This is a genomic window from Rhodophyticola sp. CCM32 (assembly GCF_004751985.1).
GTDB lineage: Bacteria > Pseudomonadota > Alphaproteobacteria > Rhodobacterales > Rhodobacteraceae > Rhodophyticola.
Genome location: NZ_CP038492.1, coordinates 324,412 through 346,037 on the forward strand (window position 1 = coordinate 324,412; position 21,626 = coordinate 346,037).

At 59.8% G+C, this 21,626-nt stretch carries 17 protein-coding genes and 3 pseudogenes; 3 read left to right on the plus strand and 17 right to left on the minus strand.

Annotated features, from left to right (window positions below):
• Window positions 1-19 precede the first annotated feature (19 nt).
• The gene (gene phaZ / locus E2K80_RS01615; protein WP_135372130.1) at window positions 20-1,303 is read right to left on the minus strand and encodes a polyhydroxyalkanoate depolymerase; all 1,284 of its coding nucleotides are present in this window, start codon (window positions 1,301-1,303) and stop codon (window positions 20-22) included.
• 119 nt (window positions 1,304-1,422) lie between these two features.
• Between phaZ and phaC the strand changes: the two genes are divergently transcribed.
• The 3 genes from phaC to phaR all read left to right on the plus strand — a co-directional run bounded on the left by phaC (window position 1,423) and on the right by phaR (window position 4,546).
• Entirely contained in the window at window positions 1,423-3,225 is a 1,803-nt protein-coding gene (gene phaC / locus E2K80_RS01620; RefSeq protein WP_135372132.1) for a class I poly(R)-hydroxyalkanoic acid synthase, read from the plus strand.
• A 140-nt stretch (window positions 3,226-3,365) separates the two neighbouring features.
• Window positions 3,366-3,809 (plus strand): phasin family protein, encoded by a 444-nt coding sequence (locus tag E2K80_RS01625; protein ID WP_135372134.1) that lies wholly within the window; start codon window positions 3,366-3,368, stop codon window positions 3,807-3,809.
• A gap of 170 nt (window positions 3,810-3,979) precedes the next feature.
• Window positions 3,980-4,546: a polyhydroxyalkanoate synthesis repressor PhaR gene (gene phaR / locus E2K80_RS01630; RefSeq protein WP_135372136.1), complete on the plus strand. Its 567-nt coding sequence runs from the start codon at window positions 3,980-3,982 to the stop codon at window positions 4,544-4,546.
• 53 nt (window positions 4,547-4,599) lie between these two features.
• Here phaR and E2K80_RS01635 read toward each other — a convergent pair whose 3' ends face one another.
• From E2K80_RS01635 to E2K80_RS01710, 16 genes and pseudogenes are all read right to left on the minus strand, one after another.
• Window positions 4,600-5,967 (minus strand): aminotransferase, encoded by a 1,368-nt coding sequence (locus tag E2K80_RS01635; RefSeq protein ID WP_135372138.1) that lies wholly within the window; start codon window positions 5,965-5,967, stop codon window positions 4,600-4,602.
• A 111-nt stretch (window positions 5,968-6,078) separates the two neighbouring features.
• The gene (locus tag E2K80_RS01640; RefSeq protein ID WP_135372140.1) at window positions 6,079-7,275 is read right to left on the minus strand and encodes a DegT/DnrJ/EryC1/StrS family aminotransferase; all 1,197 of its coding nucleotides are present in this window, start codon (window positions 7,273-7,275) and stop codon (window positions 6,079-6,081) included.
• A 314-nt stretch (window positions 7,276-7,589) separates the two neighbouring features.
• A pseudogene (locus tag E2K80_RS01645) lies at window positions 7,590-8,878 on the minus strand (NAD(P)/FAD-dependent oxidoreductase).
• Between the two features lie 3 nt (window positions 8,879-8,881).
• Window positions 8,882-10,234 (minus strand): glutamine synthetase family protein, encoded by a 1,353-nt coding sequence (locus E2K80_RS01650; protein WP_135372142.1) that lies wholly within the window; start codon window positions 10,232-10,234, stop codon window positions 8,882-8,884.
• Window positions 10,227-10,912: pseudogene (locus E2K80_RS01655) on the minus strand (type 1 glutamine amidotransferase). Before E2K80_RS01655 ends, E2K80_RS01650 begins: the two are co-directional and overlap by 8 nt.
• 62 nt (window positions 10,913-10,974) lie before the next feature.
• Window positions 10,975-12,308: pseudogene (locus E2K80_RS01660) on the minus strand (glutamine synthetase family protein).
• Entirely contained in the window at window positions 12,305-13,144 is an 840-nt protein-coding gene (locus tag E2K80_RS01665) for an ABC transporter permease (RefSeq protein ID WP_135372144.1), read from the minus strand. The pseudogene E2K80_RS01660 and the gene E2K80_RS01665 overlap by 4 nt, the downstream one beginning before the upstream one ends.
• Entirely contained in the window at window positions 13,141-14,022 is an 882-nt protein-coding gene (locus E2K80_RS01670) for an ABC transporter permease (RefSeq protein WP_135372146.1), read from the minus strand. The genes E2K80_RS01665 and E2K80_RS01670 overlap by 4 nt, the downstream gene beginning before the upstream one ends.
• Before the next feature lie 6 nt (window positions 14,023-14,028).
• Window positions 14,029-14,541 (minus strand): dihydrofolate reductase family protein, encoded by a 513-nt coding sequence (locus E2K80_RS01675; protein WP_135372148.1) that lies wholly within the window; start codon window positions 14,539-14,541, stop codon window positions 14,029-14,031.
• A 52-nt stretch (window positions 14,542-14,593) separates the two neighbouring features.
• Window positions 14,594-15,322, minus strand: coding sequence for a transporter substrate-binding domain-containing protein (locus tag E2K80_RS01680; protein WP_135372150.1), 729 nt, complete (start codon window positions 15,320-15,322; stop codon window positions 14,594-14,596).
• A 27-nt stretch (window positions 15,323-15,349) separates the two neighbouring features.
• Complete coding sequence (locus E2K80_RS01685; RefSeq protein ID WP_135372152.1) at window positions 15,350-16,132, minus strand: ABC transporter ATP-binding protein; 783 nt, start codon at window positions 16,130-16,132, stop codon at window positions 15,350-15,352.
• A gap of 121 nt (window positions 16,133-16,253) precedes the next feature.
• Complete coding sequence (locus tag E2K80_RS01690) at window positions 16,254-16,994, minus strand: phosphate/phosphite/phosphonate ABC transporter substrate-binding protein (RefSeq protein ID WP_135372154.1); 741 nt, start codon at window positions 16,992-16,994, stop codon at window positions 16,254-16,256.
• A complete protein-coding gene (locus E2K80_RS01695) occupies window positions 16,991-17,434 on the minus strand; it encodes a tellurite resistance TerB family protein (protein ID WP_135372156.1) in 444 nt (147 codons plus the stop codon). Before E2K80_RS01695 ends, E2K80_RS01690 begins: the two co-directional genes overlap by 4 nt.
• A gap of 60 nt (window positions 17,435-17,494) precedes the next feature.
• Window positions 17,495-18,382 carry a PhzF family phenazine biosynthesis protein gene (locus E2K80_RS01700; RefSeq protein WP_135372158.1) on the minus strand — a complete coding sequence of 296 codons (888 nt, stop codon included), beginning with the start codon at window positions 18,380-18,382 and terminating at the stop codon, window positions 17,495-17,497.
• A gap of 272 nt (window positions 18,383-18,654) precedes the next feature.
• Window positions 18,655-19,233: an outer membrane protein gene (locus E2K80_RS01705; protein WP_135372160.1), complete on the minus strand. Its 579-nt coding sequence runs from the start codon at window positions 19,231-19,233 to the stop codon at window positions 18,655-18,657.
• A 658-nt stretch (window positions 19,234-19,891) separates the two neighbouring features.
• Window positions 19,892-21,535 carry a CTP synthase gene (locus E2K80_RS01710; RefSeq protein WP_135372162.1) on the minus strand — a complete coding sequence of 548 codons (1,644 nt, stop codon included), beginning with the start codon at window positions 21,533-21,535 and terminating at the stop codon, window positions 19,892-19,894.
• Between the last annotated feature and the right edge of the window lie 91 nt (window positions 21,536-21,626).

The following is a 21,626-nucleotide window of genomic DNA, read 5'->3' on the forward strand; positions in this document are numbered from 1 at the left end:
CCCGCTATAGATGCGCCCTCTATGCGGCGGCGATCTCATCGGGGTCAGGGGATTTTACCGGGGCTTTCGGCGCATCGCAATTCGCGTCGATGAAATCAAGCACCAGAGGGCGGATCTTGTTGCGCCAGCTTTTCCCGGCAAAGATGCCGTAATGCCCGGCATTCGGCTCGATATAGCTGGCCTTCTTGCTGTCGGGCAGGCCGGTGCACAGATCCAGCGCGGCAACACATTGGCCCGGTGCCGAGATGTCATCCTTGCCGCCTTCGACGGTTTTCACCGCGACAGTGGTGATCTTGCCGATATCAACCGGTTTCCCCGCGACTGAGAAACGGTTCTGGGCAATTTCCAGGTCTTTGAAAATGCGTTCCACGGTGGAAAGGTAGAATTCGGCCGTCATATCCATGACGGCAAGATATTCGTCATAGAATTTGTTGTGTTTGTCATGGTCCGATGCGTCGCCCTTGGCGACATTCATGATCTGCGTGGCGAAGGCCTTGCCGTGCTTTTCCGCATTCATCGCCATGAAACTGGCGAGCTGTTGCAGGCCGGGATAGACCCTGCGTCCGGCCCCGGCATATTTGAAGCCGACCTGTTGCAGCACATGCCGCTCCAGCTGGCCCATGGTAACGCGATTGCCGAAATCGGTGACATCGGTCGGCGCGGCATCGGGGTCGATCGGCCCGCCGATCAATGTCAGGCTGCGCGGCTGCGCTTTGGGGTCTTCCTCGGCCAGATAGGCGGTGGCGGCAAGGGCCAGAGGTGCGGGTTGGCACACCGCGATCACATGGGTGTCGGGGCCCATTTCCCGCAGAAAATCAACCAGATACAGAGTGTAATCCTCGATATCGAATTTCCCGCAGCTGACGGGAATATCACGGGCATTGTGCCAATCCGTGATATAGACGTCACAATCAGGCATCAGGCTGATCACCGTTGAGCGAAGGAGCGTGGCATAGTGACCGGACATCGGCGCGACCAGCAGAACCTTGCGACCGGTAGATGCGCGGCCCTGCACGTCAAAGCGGATCAGATCGCCAAAGGGGCGGCTGACCACTGTTTCAATCAGCACCGGATGGTCGCGGCCATCATCGCCTGCCAGAGAGTGGATGTTCCAGTCGGGCTTGGCCACCATACGGGCAAAGCTGCGTTCCATCACTTCGCCCCAGGCGCCTGCAATCTGGATCGCGGGATTCGCGATAAGACCAAGCTGCGGGTAGGAACACATGGCGCGCGCAGTCGATCCCATCCACTGGTTGGTGACACGGATCGATTCCATGAGATCATAGGTGAGCAGGTGGTTCATACCGGTACTCCAGCTAAGATTCTCCCGAATATGATGATACCGGGTCTATTCGTCGCTTTGCCGCCTCACCTCGGCATCGTTATGAATGCGAATGCAGCATTTGAGGGGTAAAAGCAAGTATGTCCGGGATCGAAGGGGAGGATGGCGAGATGGGCGGAAGCTTGGAGCGGTTGAATGCGAACCTTGCGAAAATGGAGGAATTAAGCAAGCGGATGGTGGCCGCGATCAGTGCCCATGACCCGGGCGATGCGGGGCTACAGGGACCGGGGAAAGACCTGTATATGAAGGCAGGCGCCGCCTATCTTGAAGAGATGATGACCAACCCTGCAAAGCTGATGGAACAGCAGGTGCAGTATTGGGGCCAGACCCTGACCCATTTCATGGACGCACAGCAGGAACTGGTTCGCGGACATCTGGCCGCACCCGAGGATACCACGCCGGAAGATCGCCGGTTTTCCAACCCGATGTGGAAGACCCACCCGTATTTCAACTTCATCAAGCAGCAATATCTGATCTCCTCGGCCGCGATCGAGACAGCGGTTGAGGAGCTTGAAGGGCTGGATGCGAAAGACAAGCAGCGGGTCGCGTTTTTCTCCGGACAGATCATCGACCTGTTTTCGCCGACCAATTATCTGGCCACGAACCCCGATGCCCTGGAACGCGCGGTGGAAACCGACGGGCAAAGTTTGGTGCAGGGGCTGGAAAACCTTGTGCGCGATATCGAGACCAATCAGGGCGAGGTGCTGCCAACCCTGGCAGACCCGGACGCCTTCAAACTGGGTGAGAATATCGGCACGGCCAAGGGGGCAGTGGTGTTTCGCAACCGGATGATGGAACTGATCCAATATGCCCCGACAACCGAGACGGTCCACAAGACGCCGCTGATCATTTTTCCGCCCTGGATCAACAAATTCTACATCATGGACCTGAAAGAGCAGAACAGCCTGATCCGCTGGATCGTCGATCAGGGCTATACGCTGTTTGTGGTCAGCTGGAAGAACCCTGATACCTCTTACGCCGATGTGGCGATGGAAACCTATGTAGAAGAGGGTTATCTGGAGGCATTCCGCGTCGCCAGGGAGATTTGCGGTGAAAAGCAGGTCAATGTCATCGGCTATTGCATCGCGGGCACGACGCTGACCCTCACGCTGGCGCTGCTGAAGGCGCGGGGCGACAAATCGGTGAAATCGGCAACGTTTTTCACCACGCTTACGGATTTCTCGAATCAAGGCGAATTCAGCGTGTTTCTGGATGATGATTTTGTCGATGCCATTCAGCGCCAGGTGGAGCAGGACGGCATTCTGGACAGCTATTACATGTCCAAGACCTTCAGCTTTCTGCGCGCCAATGATCTGGTCTATGGGCCCGCGGTGCGCAGCTATATGATGGGCGAGGCGCCGCCGGCCTTTGACCTGCTGTACTGGAACGGCGACAGCACCAATCTGCCCGGCAGGATGGCGGTCGAATATCTGCGCGGGCTTTGCCAGGGCAATGCGCTGGCCGGGGAGGGGTTTGAGGTTCTGGGCACGCGCGCCCATATCTCGGATGTGACGGTGCCGGTTTGTGCGATTGCCTGCGAGACGGATCATATCGCCGCCTGGAAAGACAGTTTCCGGGGCGTGGTGCAGATGGGATCAAAGAACAAGACGTTCATCCTGTCGGAATCGGGCCATATCGCGGGGATCGTGAACCCGCCTTCGAAAAAGAAATACGGCCATTACACCAACCCCGACGTGACCGGCGATGCCGGTGCCTGGAAAGAGGCGGCCCAGTATCATGAAGGGTCCTGGTGGCCCCTGTGGGAGGTCTGGCTGAAAAAGCGGTCGGGGGCGCAGGTCAAGGCCCGAACCCCGGGTGAGTCGGAGTATGAGGTGCTTGCACCTGCCCCCGGAACCTATGTTTTGGAACGCGCAGGTAGCTGATTTTATTTACGTAAAATCTGCGCCCCTCAATTTACGCTGCGTCGCAGAAAAAAGACTTGAAATGCTGCGACGCAGCACGTATATCCTGTGCACCCGCAGCAAAGCGCCCCGCCCCCGGGCATGACCAGGAGAAAAGACCAATGACCAAGACCAATGATTTCACCAAATACATGAGCGAAATGATGGCCGCATATCCCGTAGATCTGAGCGCCATGAACGATGCGTTCAAAACCTCCGCCGCAATGGGCGAAAAAATGTCCAAAGTGGCTCTGGAAGCCGCTGAGAAATCCACCGAGATTTCCTCGAAATGGACCAAAGACACCATCACCAAAATGGGGGACGTCGCCTCCGTCAAGGATGAGCCAACCGATTACAGCAAATCGCTGACCGATTTCGCTTCGTCTCAGGCGGAAATGGCGGCTGAAACCATGGCTGCCTTCGCAGAGATCGCGAAAAAAGTGCAGATGGAAACCGTTGAACTGATGATGGCTGCTGGCAAGGAAGCTTCGGAAGAAGCAACTGCCGCTGTGAAAAAAGCCACCTCCGAAGTGACCACAGCCGCCAAAAAAGCGACCGCGAAGTAAGCGCATCAGCGCTGAAATGCTTCACCGGTGTCCTCCCCGCCGGTGTAACACGGAAAGGGTGGGTCCCATCGGGGCCCGCCCTTTTCTTATACAACAAATCCTGTGATTGCTTTTCTTCTGCAACTGCTTAGGCTGATTTATGCTGCAGTGCAGGTAAAGGGAGCAGATCCATGGCAAAAGACGCGGAAACGACACTGCTGATCAAACGCTATGCAAGCCGGCGACTGTATAATACCGAAACGTCGGATTATGTGACGCTGGAAGATATCGCCGGGTTCATCCGTGCCGGGCGCGAGGTGCAGATCGTCGATCTGAAATCCGGCGATGATCTGACCCGGCAGTATCTGCTTCAAATCATTGCCGAACACGAAAGCAAGGGCGAAAACGTCCTGCCCCTTGGCGTGCTGACCGATCTGGTCCGCAGCTACAAGACCCAGGCCCAAAGTGTCGTGCCCGATTTTCTGGCGATGTCCTTTGACATGCTGAAAGACGGGCAGTCAAAAATCGTGGAGAATATGGCGGCCATCAACCCGATGACCAGCATGCCGGGCTTTGAAACGATGCGCGCGCAGCAGGAAGCCTTTTTCAAGGCGCTGACCGGCGGGCTTGGCAGCCAGTGGAGCGGGCCATCCCCCGATGATGTGGCGGGGGAAGAGGTTGAGGCCGCGCCGGAAGAAGAATTGGACGAGATCAAGAAACAACTGGCGGAATTGCAGTCGAAACTCTCGAAAATGTAACGCACCCGCCCTTCTTCTTGTCCCAAATACGCCCGCCGGAGGCATCGACCGGTTCAGGCAAGCCCGGCAAAGACCTGTTTCAGCGCCGCGTCCAGCTTATCGAACATTTCATCCATCTCTGCATCGCTCAGGATAAACGGCGGGCACAGCACCACCGACTGGCCAAGCGGGCGACAGATCAGCCCGTGATCGGTGCAGGTATTGGCGATCCGTTCCGAGATTGACAGATCCGCCTCAAACGGCTGTCGGCTGGCCCGGTCGCGCACCGCTTCCAGCGCCCACATATACCCGATCCCGCGCAGCTCTCCGATATTGGGATGTGTGGCGATTTCCGCCAGCCCCGCCTGCATGCGCGGCGCACCGGCACGCACCCTGTCCATCAGCCCGCCTTTCAGGATCAGGTCGATGGCTTTCAGCGCCACGGCGCAGCCAACCGGATGGCCCGAGGCGGTGAACCCGTGGGGGAATTCCCCGATCCCGTCGATGGCGACCTGCATCCGGTCGCTCAATTCCGGTCCAAGAAGAACGGCACCCATGGGGAAATACCCGGCGGTGAGGTTTTTGGAACTGATCAGCGCGTCCGGGGTGAAACCATAGGTGGTTGCGCCCCATGTCTCACCCGTGCGCCCAAAGCCGCAGATCACTTCATCAGAGATCAATGGGATGCCATGGCGTTTCAGGATTGGCTGGATGGTCTGAAAATAGCCCTCTGGCGGCGGAATAACCCCACCGGCGCCCATCACCGGTTCGGCAAAGAACCCCGCGATCGTGTCAGCGCCTTCCGCCTGGATAACCGCCTCAAGCTCGGCACCGAGGCGTTGGGTAAAGGCCGCTTCGCTTTCGCCCTCCTGCCCCTCGCGCCAGTAATGCGGGCAGGTCAGATGGTGGAACCCGTCCAGCGGCAGGCCAAAAACCTCATTATAGGGTTTGCCCGTCATCGAGGCGGATACGATGGTCACACCATGATAGCCGTTTTTCCGGGTCAGGATTTTACGGGCCTGCGTGCGCCCTTCCGCACGGTTCAGGAACCACAGCATCTTGACCATGGTGTCATTCGCCTCGGACCCGGAATTTGTGTAAAATACCTTTCCACGCGGGAACGGGGAAACGTTTATCAGCGTTTCTGACAATTCCACGGTCTGGTCCGACATCCGGCCAAAAAACGCGTGATACCCGGGGAACCGGTCATATTGCGCCTTTGCGGCCTCGGCCAGGTTTGGATGGTCGAAACCCGCAACCATATTCCACAGGCCGGAATTGCTGTCGAGATAGCGTTTGCCATTGGTATCAAAGACATAAGGCCCTTCCCCATGGGTCAGAACGACCGTGCCACGCTCGGCCACCGAGGGCAGATCGGTGAACCCATAGAGGGAATATCGCGCAGCCCGGCTTTCCCAGGAATTGGCGGGATGGTCGTGCATAGGGCACCTCGTGACGGCAGTTTCGCGATACGCTACGCCTGTGACCGGGGTGCTGCAATCGGGATTATCCCGGGGTGGGCCTGATCGGCTTATCCCGGACTGTTGGCGCGCTCAGGTGCCGTATGCGCGCTCCTCTCCCATGGCATCCTCGGCGGCTGAAATCAGCGCATCGGCGATAAAATCAAGCTCCTCCCGTTTCAGGCGGGCGGGCAGGCGGACATCGCAGGCGCGCATCAGCATGGTCCGGGTTTGTGGCAGGTCAGGCGTATCACCGGGGATGAAATTCCAGTTCCAGAAGGCGCGTGCATTGTCTGTGGACAGGCCGAAAACCTGCACTTTGACACCCCGCGCCTCGGCGGCCCGGGCGAAGGCGCGGGCCGCATCATCGGTTTCAACCCCGACAAGATTGAATTGGATTGAATCCGGCGCGCGCTGTTCCGGCGGCAGGGCATCGGGCACGTGCAGCCAGGGGGAACTGTTCAGGGCTGTGGCCACATAATCATGATTGGCCCGGCCATCACGAACCCGGCGGGCAATTTCGGCCAGTTGCGGGCGAATGACCGCCGCCGAGAGGTTCTGCATCCGCATATTGTACAGCGGCAAGCGGTTCTGCCAGCGGGCAAAGACCTCTTGCAGGACGGCATGTTTCTTCCAGTTATGTTCATAGGCGCCGGACATGATGACCGCGCGGGCCACCAGATCCGCATCATCGGTGATCAGAATGCCGCCTTCCCCCGCATTGACCAGCTTGTAGGATTGAAAGCTGAAACATCCGACCCGCCCGATGGTGCCGATCTTGCGGTTGTTCCAGGTGGTGCCAAGGGAATGGGCGGCGTCTTCGATCACCGGAATGCCGGCGGCATCACACAGCGCCATGATCGCATCCATATCCGAGGTATGGCCGCGCATATGGCTGATGATCACGGCATCCGCGCCGGGCAGTTTCGCGGCGAAATCTTCCATGTCGATGCGATAATTCCCGGCAACCTCAACCAGAACGGGCAGGCAATTGGCATGAACCACGGCAGAGGGGACAGCGGCGAAGGTGAAGGCCGGGATCAGGACACGCGCGTCTTTTGGCAGGTCCAGGGCGCAGAGCGACAGGAACAGCGCGGCAGAGCAGGAGGAAACAGCCAGCGCGTATTTGCTGCCCATCAGCGCGGCAAATTCCTGTTCCAGCAGGGCCACCGGTGCGTTTTCGGGCGCGGTGTAGCGGAACAGGTCACCGGATTGCAGCAGCCGGTCAATCTCGGCACGCGCGGTATCGGGGATCGGTTCAGCGTCATAAACATTGGGGGCGAGGGCCATCATTTCACCTTTTTGAAAACTTTCATTCCATAAATATTTACACCCTGATGCCCGGGCTGACCAGAAAAGCTTGTATGGATCTGTCATTTTTTGGCAGTTATAGTCTTTCGAGTTAACATTGAATCGCTTGTTCGCGGCCTCTTCTTTCGGTCGAACGCGAAAAGCGATGATCATGTCTCAATGAAAACCCGAAAGGCTTTAGGGTCCTGACCCTAAAGCACCCTGCCTGAAACTTGAATCACAAATACCCTGCCACGCTTCGCGTTCCCGGGACATTTGTGATGCGCGATGTCTCAGGTTTAAGGCAGGGTACTCTAGATGCCGAATGTGTCACGCAATCTGTACCAGGCCATTGCCGAGGCAAGCAGCGGCGATCTAAGTGCGGCGCCACCGGGAAATCCTGCGGAGGGCAGGCGCGCCATCAGATCAAAACCCTCACTCTGGCCCCGGATCGCCTGCGCGATCATTTTGCCTGCAAGCGTGGCCATGGCAACGCCGTGGCCGGAATAGCCCGAGGCAGACCAGAGCCCCGGTTCAGGTTGCGCAAAACAGGGCATCCGGTTCATCGTGATCGCCAATGTGCCGCCCCAGGCATGGGTCAGGGGCACATCCGCCAGATGCGGAAAGGTCCGGGCCAGCGGTTTGCGCACCAATGCCGCAATATCACGGGGGAACCGGTAGCCATAGGTTTCGCCGCCGCCAAACAGCAGGCGATTATCCGGGGTGGTCCGGTAGTAGTTGACGACGAAATTGCTGTCGGCGGCGCAGATACGCCTGTGCAGGGCGGCCCCTTCGGGCAGGGGGGCTGTTGCGACAATGAAATTGTTGATCGGCATCACTCGGGCGGCAATGTGCCGGTTCAGACGCCCCAGATACCCGTTGCAGGCCAGCACAACCTGATCGGCGATCACCCGACCGGTGGCAGTGGTGACCAGCCCGGGCAGGGCGCGATGGACCAGAGCGTTTTCATGGATCGTGACACCTGCGGCCTTTGCCATCCGGGCCAGACCGATCACATAGGCCAGCGGGTTCAGATGGGCAGAGCCGTGATCAAGAATGCCGCCGGCATATGCCTCTGAATGGATGTAGCGGCGGATGCCATCGGCATCGAGTATCTCGATATCCGTAGCGCCATACCGGTCGGCCAGAACCGCCGCATATTCGGCAAGCCTTGCCGCGCCTTTGGCTGTAACCTCGGCAGAGATCGCGCCGGGTTGCAGGTCGCAGTCGATGCCGCCCTCGGTGATCAGCGCGCGGACCAGGTGCACCGAGGCCGATGCGGTCTCCCAGAGTTTCCGGGCATCGTCAGGGCCCGCCATGCGTTCAAGCCTGATCTGGTCCAGCCGTTGACCGCCGAGAACCTGCCCGCCATTGCGCCCCGAGGCGCCGAACCCCACGCGATGGGCCTCCAGCACCACCACCTTGCGGCCCGCGCGCGCAAGGTGGAGCGCAGCGGACAGGCCGGTATAGCCCGCGCCGATGACACAGATATCTGCCCGGCTCTCTCCGCGCAGGGTGGGGAAGGGGGCAGGGCCGGGGTGACATCCGCATACCAGCTGGGCGGGTAATGTCCTTGCTGATCATTGGTGAAAAGCAGATTCATCTCTTAAACATTCAGCAGCAGATGTTCCCGTTCCCATGGGGAGATGACTTGCAGGAATTCCTTGTATTCCAAAGATTTGACAGCGGCATAGACGCGGCAGAATTCCGGGTGCAGCACATCGGCCATGGCCGTGTTTGCGGTGAAAAGTTCCAGCGCTGCGTCAAGCCCATGGGGGACCGCATCCTCCGAGGCATAGGCGTCACCGATGCATTCAGGCGCCGGGTCCTGCCCCTCGGTCAGGCCAAGATAGCCGCAGGCAAGGCTGGCTGCGATGCCAAGATAGGGGTTGCAATCCATCCCCGGCAGGCGGTTTTCAACACGCCGCGCATTTGCGTCAGAGATCGGGATGCGGATGCCCGTGGTGCGGTTGTCATGGCCCCATTCCAGATTGATCGGTGCCGCGAAATCGGGAACGTAGCGGCGATAGCTGTTCACATAGGGCGCCAGCAGGGCAATTGCCGAAGGCAGATGCCGTTGCATGCCGCTGATGAAATGGCCGAACGCGGCGGTTTCCGATCCGTCGGGGTCAGAGAAGATATTCCGGCCATCCACCCCCAGAACCGAATGGTGGATATGCATCGCGCTGCCCGGTTCACCCTCGATCGGTTTCGCCATGAAGGTGGCATAGCAGTTGTGGCGATGGGCGGCCTCCCGGATCAGGCGTTTGAAAAAGAAGATCTCATCGGCCAGTCTGACCGGATCGCCATGGCGCAGGTTCAGCTCGATCTGGCCGGCGCCGCCTTCCTGAAGGATACCGTCAATCTCCAGCCCCTGTGCCTCGGCAAAATCATAGATGTCGTCGATCACCGGGCCATATTCATCCACCGCCGACATGGAATAGGCCTGCCGCGCGGCCGCAGGCCGACCCGACCGGCCCATGGGCGGTTTGATCGACTGGCCCGGATCGGTATTCGGGGCAACAAGGAAAAATTCCATTTCCGGGGCCACAATCGGCTGCCAGCCCCGGGCGTTATAAAGCGCTTCAACCCGTTTCAGCACGTTCCGGGGGGCGTAGGGCACGGGCCGACCTTGCTGGTCGTCGATATTGTGGATCACCTGAAGGGTCCAGTCGGCAGTCCAGGGGGCGGGCATGGCCGTGTCGAAATCGGGGGTCAGAACCATATCAGGCTCGGTATAGCCCTCTGGCGTGGCATCGGCCCAATCCCCTGTGATCGTCTGGAAAAAGATCGAATTGGGCAGGTAGAACCGGCTTTGCTTGGCGAATTTCGCGCCGGGCATGGCTTTGCCACGGGCGACACCGGCCAGATCCGACACAATGCATTCGACCTCGTCCAGCATGTGGCCATCAAGATAGGTCCGGGCGGTTTCAGGCAGCTTTTCGATGAACTCACGCATCGGCGCGGGCTTGTTTGAGCACGGCCACCATCATCGCTGCCATATCGGCATTGTCGACAGGTTTGGACAGGTCGCGGCGGGCCTGATCCAGTTGTGCATCGGGAATGACACCCGCCCCGCGATGGGCGATCAGACCGCGCACATGGTCGATATCGAATTCCGGATGTGCCTGCACGGTCATGATCCTGTCGCCATACGTCACCATGGCATTGGCGCAGAAATCGGAATGGCCGATGACCTCGGCACCCTCCGGCAGGGTGGTGACCTGATCCTGATGCCAGGCATTCAGCATAATCTCGCGCCCGCCCATCTGATAGCTTTGCCGCCCGACGGACCAGCCGCCGGAGAATTTTTCAACTGTGCCGCCAAGGGCCTGGGCGATGATCTGATGCCCGAAACAGATGCCGATCAAGGGGGGCCTGCATCCCGGATGGCACGGATCAAATTTTCCAGCGGCGGGATGAAGGGATGATCTTCATATGCGCCGTGTTTGGAGCCGGTGATCAGCCAGGCATCCGCCGCTTCCGGCCCGGCGGGGAAGACCATATCGATCACGGGAAAGGTACGGAAGGTAAAGCCCTGCCGGTCCAGAAGACGCATGAACAGTGCATCAAGATTGCCTCCCTTGGACTGAATTTCCTCAGGCAGGTGGCCGGTTTGCAGAATGCCGATGATCATGGGGGCTCGCTTGCTGTCTCTGCCGCAAAGCTATGTCTGTATCGGGGGCGCGACAAGAGGTGTTACACGGTGTCGAGATAGAGGCGTCGCTGCTCTTCCGCGGTCAGATCAGCCATATAATGCAGTTCCTGGCGTTTGGTGGCCAGCAGATTGGTCACCAGTTCACGCGGGAAAATGCGCGTGATATGGGGGCTTGTGGCAAAGGCGTCGATTGCGGCCTCCCATGTGGTGGGAAGCTGGTCGGGCATCTGGGTATAGGCGTTGCCGGTCAGCGCCGGGGCAGGTTGGGCGGCGTCTTCGATACCGTTCAGCGCTGCCCCAAGAATGGCCGCGATGAACAGATAGGGGTTGATATCCCCCCCCGCGACGCGGTGTTCGATCCGCTTGGCCGCGGGCGCACCGGCGGGGATGCGCAGCGCCGTGGTCCGGTTTTCATATCCCCAGGTGATGCCCGTAGGGGCGTGAGAGCCGGTGACAAACCGGTCATAGCTGGAGGCATGGGGCGCAAAAATCAGCATCGAACCGGACATGGCGGCAAGACAACCGGCAACGGCATGGTGCAAACGGGCAGAGCCCCTGGCTGTGCCATCGTCAAAGATATTCTGCCCGTCCGCATCAAGGATCGAGAAATGGCTGTGCAGCCCATTGCCCGCGTAATCGGCATAGGGCTTGGCCATGAAACTGGCGGCGAACCCGTGTGTGCGGGCCAGACCGCGCACCATCAGCTTGAAAAGCCAGGCGTCATCGGCGGCTTTCAACGCGTCGGGCTGGTGCATCAGGTTGATCTCGAACTGGCCCGGCCCGGCCTCGGAAATCGCGGTGTCTGCGGGAATATCCATCGCCTCGCAGGCGTCATAGAGATCCGTCAGGAACAGATCAAACGCATCCAACTGACGCATGGCCAGGGTTTCCGCCTGATGGCGGCGCTTGCCGGAAACCGGAGATTTCGGCACCCGCAGATCGGGGCCCTGATCATCGATGAGGTAGAATTCAAGCTCGGTCGCGACCACCGGGGTCAGGTCGCGCGCGGTATAGCGCTCCAGAACCCGGGCCAGCGCCTGGCGCGGATCGCCCTCATAGGGGCGGCCATCCTCATGGAACATCCAGATCGGCAGCAATGCCGAGGGGGAGGCAAGCCAGGGCATCGGCAGAAACCCCCGTTCGGTCGGGTAAAGAACGCCATCCGGGTCGCCACTGTCGAAGACCAGTGGACTGTTGTCGATATCCTCCCCCGGATATCGAGATTCATCACCGAATAGGGAAAGCGGGTTCCGTCCCGTTCCACCTTGCCCGCATAGCGCCGCGCAATCCGCTTGCCCCGCGCCTGCCCGTTGAGATCGGCGGCAGCGACGCGGATCGATGTCACTTCAGGGTGCTCGTCAAGATAGCTGCTCATCTGATCAGGTTCGGACGATAACGGATGCGGGACCGGGTTTCGGACGGAAGGTGCCGATTGAGACGGCCATTGATAACCCCGAACAGCAGGATAATGCAGAGGGTCAGCATAACGAAATACCCCGCCACGATCGGGTAGGGGACAAACGGGTTGAAGGTGCGATCCGCAAAATACTGCGCGTAGTAAAGCGCATCCCCCTTCTGCTGGAACGCCGGAAAGCCCGAGAAATAGACCAGCGTGGTGACATGGAACAGAAAGATCGCCTCATTGGTGTAAGACGGCCAGGCCAGACGCATGGTGGTGGGGAAGACCACGCGGCGAAACCGTGACCAGCCGGTCAGACCATAGGCGTCGGCGGCCTCCAGATCGCCCTTGGGGACCGAGCGGAGCGCGCCATAGAAAATCTCGGCCGCATAGGCAGAGGTGTTGAAGAACAGAACGATCAGCGCCCCAAGCCAGGCGCGGGCCAGCCAGCGGGTTTCGACCGTGATCTCGGTAAATCCCAGATGGATGTCGACCCCGAGGCGCGGCAACAGCACGAACAGCTCATAGGCCAGAAAGAACTGGATGAAGAGCGGTGAGCCCCGGAACGCAAAGATGAACCATTCGGCGGGTTTGCGGGTCAGCCTTGACCGTGTGTTCTTGGCGACGGCCAGGGTGACAGAAAAGAAGAAACCGGTGATCAGGGCCAGCGTGCCGAAATAGATGTTCCAGATCATGCCTGATCCGATCAGGGTGAATTGTTCACACAGGGTGATGTCACCGCGCGGCAGCAGCCGTTCGCCATAGCCGAGGCTGCGCAGCCCGTAATCCTGAAGGGTCTGCCAGCAACTCATGACGCGGCCTTCCGCTGGTCTTCGCCCGCCATGGTCGCCTGCCCGTGAGACAATCGCCGGGTCAGACGCCCCAGCACGATTTCCGAAATCCGCGTCATGCCCAGATAGAACACCAGAAGCCCAAGGAAATACCACAGCCGCCAGTCAGGATGCGGGTATTGATAGGTCGAGGTGCGCGAGCCGCCAAGCTCGCGCGCCCAATAAACGATATCCTCGACCCCAAGCAGGAACAGAAGCGGGGTGGCCTTGATCAGGATCATCCACAGGTTCGACAGGCCCGGCAGCGCATAGATCCACATTTGCGGCACCAGAATACGCCAGAAGCTTTGCCGCCGCGACATGCCATAGGCCTCGGCGGTTTCCAGTTGCGCGCGCGGCACCGCCCGCATCGCCCCGAACAGAAGATTGGCGGCAAAGGCACCAAAGACGATGGCGAAGGTAAAGACCGCGAGGGTGAAATTATAGGTTTCATGCACCCATTGCGGGGCGTTGTTTTGCGGGATTTTCGCCGCGCTACAGACCAGAAAATTCGCGCCCTGGCGGATCGGGTCGGTCCAGTCGGGGCAGATCACCTGATGTTTGATCCATTCCAGCCCCTGATCCAGCGCAATCACGAAGAACAGGAAAAACGCGATATCGGGCACGCCGCGCACCATGGCGGTATAGGTCTTGCCAAGCCAGCGCAGGGGCGCGACCTGCGACCGCGACGCCATGGCGCCGACAAAGCCGAAGGCCAGCGCGGTCGGTGCGGTGACCGCCAGCAGAAATAGGACCGTCAGAAAGCTTTCGTAAAAGCGCAGATGCACGCCGTTGGTCAGATAACAGCTGAACCACCGGAAATTGTCCAACATGTCCGGGTCTGCGCAGAATTCGAACATTGCGGCTCAGACCCCGTTTGCCAGTTGATAATCCAGCTTCACGATTCCCTTGTCGAATATTTCGGTGTCGGTCAGGCGCAGCGCCTGCGCCGTTCCGGCCGGGTAAAGCGGGATACCCGCGCCCAGAAGAACGGGGATGATGAACAATTCCAGCCGGCTGAGCAGCCCAAGAGAGATAAACCCGGCCTGAAGGCGGGCACCGCCGACAACCCAGACCTGATGATCCCGCATCGCCCCGGCGAAGCTTTCCAGACTATCGCTCCAGCGGGTTACATCAGCGGGCGGGTCGCCAAGCGGAGACGAGGTGACGACATAGCCGGTTTTCGCCGCATAGGGCCATGGCACATCGAAGCCGATGATCTGATCATAGCTGTGCCGCCCCATGACCACCGTATCAATCCCGGCGAAAAAGGCGTCATGGCCGAAGGCCACATCCTGAAACGGGTCCAGAAACCCGACACCGCCATCGGTGTCGGCCACATACCCATCTGCGCTGCAAGAGATATAGCCGCGAAGCATCCTGCCCCCGAACTGTGACTGCCCCGGAAAACCGGGGCAGTCTTTCGTCAGATCAGAAGGTTTCGGCGTCTTCGCCGAACCATTCCACAATCAGGGTGTTCAGCGTGCCGTCATCTTTCATCGACTGGATCGCGGCGTTGAATGTGTCACGCAGGTCCGTATCGGTTTCACGCAGGCCCATGCCGACACCGCCACCCAATTGCACCGGGTCGCCCACAACCCGCAGATCCGCATCTTCATTGGCAATCGGCAGCAGGAAATCGCCATCTGCAAACACCGCATCGGCCTCTCCATTGCGGACGGCGGCAACGGTTTCATCGGGGGTGGCGAATTCCAGCAATACCGCGCCGGTCTCGGCGATATAGCCCGCCTGAATCGTGTTGGTCTGGGCCGCGATCACGCCACTTTCCAGATCCGCATCATCGCTGAGCGCGATGAACAGGGACGAGGCGGGCGGGATGTAATTCTGGGTGAAGTCGATAACTTCATCACGTTCATCGGTGATGCTCATCCCCGCGATGATCGTGTCGTAATTGCCCGAGGTCAGATTGGGAATGATCGAATCCCATTCATTGGTGACCCATTCACAGGTCAGCTCGGCGCGGGCGCAAAGCTCATCGCCCAGAACCCGTTCAAACCCGTCCACTTCGCCATCATCATTGATGAAGTTGTAAGGAGGATAGGCGCCTTCCGTGCCCATGCGGACAACCGAATGCCCGTCGGCCAGCGCGACACCGGCGGACATCGCCAGAATGACGGAGGAAAGGATGATGTTTTTCATTTTTGATACTCCCTGGTTGGTATTGCCTCAGGCGGCGGTATGGCCATGGCTGAGGAATTGCTGAAGACGCGGTGATCTGGGGGCGCCGAAAATCTGCTCGGGCGGGCCTTCTTCTTCGATGCGGCCCTCATGGAGGAAAATGACATGGTCGCTGACATCCCGGGCCAAGCGCATGTCATGGGTGACCAGAATCATGGTGCGGCCTTCCGTGGCCAGATCCTTGATAACCTTGACAACTTCCTGCTCAAGCTCCGGATCAAGGGCCGAGGTGGGTTCGTCAAACAGCAAGGCGCGCGGCTGCATGCACAGTGCCCGCGCGATGGCGGCGCGCTGTTGCTGACCGCCGGAAAGCTGCGCAGGCCAGGCCGCGCATTTGGAGCCGATGCCGACCTTGTCGAGAAGGGCACGCGCGCGGGTTTCTACCTGCGTCTTCTCCTCACCCAGAACCGTGACCGGGGCCTCCATCACGTTCTGGAGGATGGTCATATGGGCCCAGAGGTTGAATTGCTGGAACACCATGGAAAGATTGGTGCGGATGCGGGTCACCTGGGCCGCATCCGCCGGGCGGCGGATATTCCCGGTGCCGCGCCAATGCACCGCTTCCCCTTCAAACAGAATCTCGCCCTGCTGGCTGTCTTCCAGCAGATTGGCACAGCGCAGAAGCGTGGATTTGCCCGACCCGGACGACCCGATCAGCGACACCACATCGCCCGCCTCAGCCCGCAGATCGACACCGCGCAGCACGTCCAGAGCACCAAAACTTTTATGTAGGCCAGAGATTTCGATCACCGGCGGGGGCACAGAAGTCACGGGGCGGCAGCTTCCCTGTTTGTTTCAGGGATTTGTCCTCAGAATCGGGTCAATTGCAATGAATTATTGGCAAGTAGACCTTGGGTAAGGGCGCGTATGCGCCCAAAAAATCAGCGCATGCCTAAAGCGCGGGCGGGATTGGTTGCGCCAGATAAGCGGCTTTCGGGATGATCGGGAAACCCTGCAAATCCAGCATCTGCCTGTCTGCGGGTGCCAGTGCCTCCAGCGCATTGTGCAGCGCTTTGCGGATCGGTTCAGGATCCCGGGTTTTGGCAGAGATCAGCGGCAGCCCCGGTGTCGGCGCGGTACGGGCGATCTCTGTCAGATTGGCGGTCCAGGGGGCATAGCGGGTCAAAAGCCGCCAAGTCTGGGCATCAATGGCGGCCAGATCGGCCTGCCCGTCAACCACGGCGCGGGCCGAGGCCTCATGCGCCCCGGTGATCAGGGGTGTCTTCAGGTCAAGTTTGCTCTCAATGGCCCAGACTGAGAGCGCGGCCCAGCCCGACTGGCTGAGCGGATCATTGACCGCCGGGTGCGGCGCGGGGCTTGGCCCGGCAGGGGCATCAGCCGCCCGGGCGATGATGACACTGTTGTAATGGCCGGGTGGACAGCCCGGCAGGGCATAATCAGGCGTGGCGATCAGCGTGACATGGGGCGCCAGCCGGGCGCGATAGGGCAATCCGCAGGTCTGCGCCAGAATCAGATCGGGGCTTTGCCAGATCTCCCAGGGATCGGTGTCGCGGATCAGCGTGGCGGGCGCATCAACCCCCTGATCCTGCAGGGCCCGGGCGATCAGCGCCCATAACCGGTCGGTCGCGCCCCGCGTCTCGGCCCGGTCATACATCGGCAGGGCGGCGATCATGGGCGGCGGGCAGTCACCCGCTGGCGGGCCAGATTGCTGTCGCGGTCATTGACGCCAAGCATCGGGGCCACAAGCCGCATCAAGGCGTTTTCATCCTGATCGCGGATGCCATCGGCCAGCACGATTTCCCAAAGGGATTCGATCACCTGTTCGCGGTCTTCATAGGCGACGGCATCCTTGATCGCGCGGGTGAAGCGCACCGTATCGGGGGCCTGCGCCTCAACGGTTTCCGCATCTGTCCGCAACTTGCTGGCCTCGAACGGGGACAGACCATAGCGGCTGGCCAGCAGGCGGTCGATCCGGTCAATCTCGGCCTGGGCGTATTCGCCATCGGTCCGGGCAATCCGCACCAGAAGCGCGGCAAGGGCCAGCCGCGCATCGGGATCGGACAGGGGTTCCGGCTCGGGCGCCGTCAGGCGGCGTATGAAATCACCAAACATGGGCCTTCATATGGGTATTTTGCGGCCCGCGTAAAGCTGGCCCTGTCTCAGATGCCCGCCTCAGGGGCATCTGATACGCCCTGAAGAGATTGGCACTGCGCTGCCCGCGACGCGGATCGCAGTGATCTTGCCGCGCGAGATCTCGGTGGTCAGGCGTATCTGACTGGGGCGGCCCATTTCGATGCCCTGGGAAAGATGGGTCACCATCGTGCCATCGCCAAGCGCGCCATTGGCCAGCAATTGCGCGGCCAGAATGGCGCTGGCCGACCCGGTTGCAGGGTCTTCGGGAATACCCGCGCCGGGGTCGAACATACGCGCCTGATAGCTGTCCTGCCCGATACCGGTATAAAGATAGACACTGTCGAGCCCGGCGGCAGCCACCATTTGCGACCAATGGGGTTCAACCGGGCGGGCCCGGGCCAGCGCATCAAGATCGGCAACCGGGGCATAAATAAAGGCCGGACCGGCTTGCCATATGCCGGGCTTATGTGGGCCAATGGCGTCTTCGGGTAGATCAAGGGCCGCAGCAATCTGCGCCGGTTCCGCCTTGCCGGGAAGGGCCACGGGCTGTTTCGGGGCGGTGAATTCCGCAGTGATGGCCGACCCTGCGCGGATCACGGTGACCGGCACCAGGCCCGCGCGCTCCTCCAGCGTGATCAAGGTCTCGAAGTCCCCCTCGGGCCGGGCTGTTGTCGCCAGATGAATGGCGCAGCCGATAGTGGGGTGGCCGGCAAAGGGAATCTCATCGGTCGGGAAGAAGATGCGGACCTTGGCGGTATGGGCCGGATCGTCCGGGGTCTGGACGAATATGGTCTCGGACAGGTTGAACTCCCGCGCGATGGTCTGCATCTGCGATGTGCCAAGCGCGTCAGCTCCTTCGACAATCGCCAGCGGGTTGCCCGCAAACCCCCGGTCGGCGAACACGTCATAGGTGGAAAACTTCAACATCTTACGGTTCCTTCGGCAAGCGGCTCACGGGGTCCGGGCGATATTCAGAATTGGCCGGGCCAAGAGGAATGGCAAGCTAACGCACCCTGCCTTAAACTTGACTCACAAATACCCTGCCACGCTTCGCGTTCCTAGGGTATTTGTGATGCGCGATGTCTCAGGTTTAAGGCAGGGTACTCTAAAGAACGTATATACCCATAACCCGATCAGACTTGCCGCAGCGCGACAGGGGCACCAGACGGCGCCCCTGCTTGAGGATGAGATATATGGGATCAAAAATGATAGGCCACGCCAAGTGAAACTGCGTTTGTATCAATATCAAACCCTGGGGGCACACCGCCGCCGGACAGGTCCATACTCGAACGGGAATATTCAATCCGGGCGGAAATATTGTTGGCGATCATCGCCTCAAAGCCCAGACCGAAGACGGGGCCATCCGCGGACAGATCACCGGATAGGCCGGCAAGCGACACATCGGTGTCTACATAGCCCAGGCTGCCGTAGAGCAACACATTCCCGATGGTATACCCAACCCGGCCACGCAGCGTGATCGTGTCTTCCAGGGTCAGATCAAGGCCCGGGATTGCCGTTGCGGTGGCGTCGCTGCCATAGCTCAACTCACCACCGACAACCCAGTCCCCACCAAGGGCGTGATTATAGCCGCCAAACAGCACGACGTTTTCGTCGCTGCCAAACGGGAGATTGAGGCTACTCATGTCCGGGTTAATCGACTGGATTTCCAGACCGCCATAGAAGCCCTGCCATTGCAACGCGTCCTGGGCAGAGGCCGTGCCGACTACGGCAGCAGAAACAGCCGCAGCGGCGGTAAGGGTTTTAATGAATTTTGACATCTCAAATTTCTCCTAAAATCGCCCTGGCATAAATGTCAGGGTTCGCCTGTCTGTCGGACGGCATGGAAAAATGGTTCAAAACCCGTACCGAATGGAAGCGTTTCGAGTAAGCCTTGTATCGGAAAATGCGGCCTGTCGACGTCGGTTTAAACGCGTATTTTCAATATGGTTAGAGCGCAGGCAAAAGCTCTGCATCGCCTACAGCCCCCGCCTTAAACCCCGCATCACCATTGCCCTGCCGCGCCTTTGGCGTTCTCGGGGCAGTGGCGATATGTCATGGCTCAAATTACAGCATGCTGCCTTACACCCGAGACATCGCGCATCACAAATGTCCCGAGAACGCGAAGCGTGGCAGGGTATTTGTGATTCAAGTTTAAGGCAGGGTGTTTTAAAGGCGGGGGGCTGTAGGCATTGCGCAGAGGGCAGAGCCCGAACCGAGAGGAGGGCGAGAAACGCCCGCACACCGTGGAGGCGGTTCAGACGCTGCCCGGCAGAGCCGCCGGGCGACAAGATGATACGGGGTGGTTCAGAATTTCAGTCCGGCGTTATAACTTCAGGCTGAACCCGCAAATTCATAGATCAGTGGCGCGGTATATGCGTGCGATGCACAGCAGATGGCTGTTGCCGCCTCCACTGCGGTGCTCAACCTTAGCGAAGATCACACCAGCCGGGAATTATCCTTGGCCGCGCGCACGAAATCGCGGAACAGCGGATGCGGTGCGAAGGGTTTCGATTTCAGCTCTGGATGGAACTGAACCCCGATGAACCAGGGGTGGTCTTTGACCTCGACGATCTCGGGCAGGCGGCCATCGGGCGACATGCCGGAAAAGATCAGCCCCTGATCCTCCAGCGCCTCGCGGTAGCGGATATCGACCTCATAGCGGTGGCGATGGCGTTCCTCGATGGCCACCGCGTCGTAAGCTTCGGCCACGCGGGAGCCTTCTTTCAGCACCGCGTCATAGGCCCCAAGGCGCATGGTGCCGCCCTTGTCGTCGCCCAGCTTGCGTTTGATCTTGTGATTACCCTGCACCCATTCCTTCAGGTGATAGACCACGGGGGTGAAGCGTTTCTTGCCCGCCTCATGGTCAAACTCTTCCGATCCGGCATCGCCCAGATCGGCCAGATTGCGGGCCGCCTCGATCACCGCCATCTGCATGCCAAGGCAGATGCCCAGATAGGGAATGCCGCGGGTGCGGGCGAATTCCGCCGCCTTGATCTTGCCCTCGGTGCCGCGTTCTCCGAACCCGCCGGGCACCAGGATGGCGTGAAACCCTGCCAGCCAGGGCGCGGGGTCTTCGCGCTCGAAAATTTCCGAGTCGATCCATTCGGCCTTTACCTTCACCCGGTTGGCCATGCCGCCATGGGTCAGGGCCTCGGCAATGGATTTATAGGCATCTTCAAGCTGGGTGTATTTGCCGACAATGGCCACACGCACCTCCCCCTCGGGGTTGTGAACGCGGTCGGCCACATCTTCCCAGACGCTGAGATTGGGTTTCGGTGCGGGCGCAATGCCGAACGCATCCAGCACCGCCTGATCCATCCCCTCGCGGTGATAGGCCAGCGGCGCCTCGTAAATGGATTTCAGATCCTGCGCGGCGATCACCGCATCGGGGCGGACATTGCAGAACAGCGCCAGTTTCTCCCGTTCTTTTTCCGGGATCGGCCCCTCGGACCGGCAGACCAGAATATCAGGCGCCAGCCCGATGGAGCGCATTTCCTTGACGCTGTGCTGGGTCGGCTTGGTTTTCAGCTCTCCGCTTGCCTTGATATAGGGCAGCAGCGTCAGATGCATGAACACGCATTGGCCGCGCGGTTTGTCCTGCCCGAACTGGCGGATCGCTTCGAAAAACGGCAACCCCTCGATATCGCCAACGGTGCCGCCGATCTCGCACAGCATGAAATCAACCTCATCCTCGCCGATGGCGATGAAATCCTTGATCTCATTGGTGACATGGGGAATCACCTGAATGGTTTTGCCCAGGTAATCGCCACGGCGCTCCTTTTCCAGCACATTGGAATAAATCCGCCCTGACGAGACGCTGTCGGTGTTGCGCGCGGCGACCCCGGTGAAGCGTTCGTAATGGCCCAGATCCAGATCGGTTTCGGCCCCGTCATCGGTGACAAACACCTCCCCATGTTCAAACGGGCTCATCGTGCCGGGGTCGACATTCAGATAGGGATCAAGCTTGCGCAGCCGCACCGTATAGCCGCGGGCCTGCAACAAGGCCCCCAGGGCGGCCGAGGCCAGACCCTTTCCAAGCGAAGACACGACACCACCGGTGATGAAAATGAAACGTGCCATCTGCTGTTGAAACTCCCCGTGAGGACCGTGCCAATCCTGTCGATCTGGCCAGTCCGAATCCACCTATCACGGGATTTAAGAGTAACAGGAT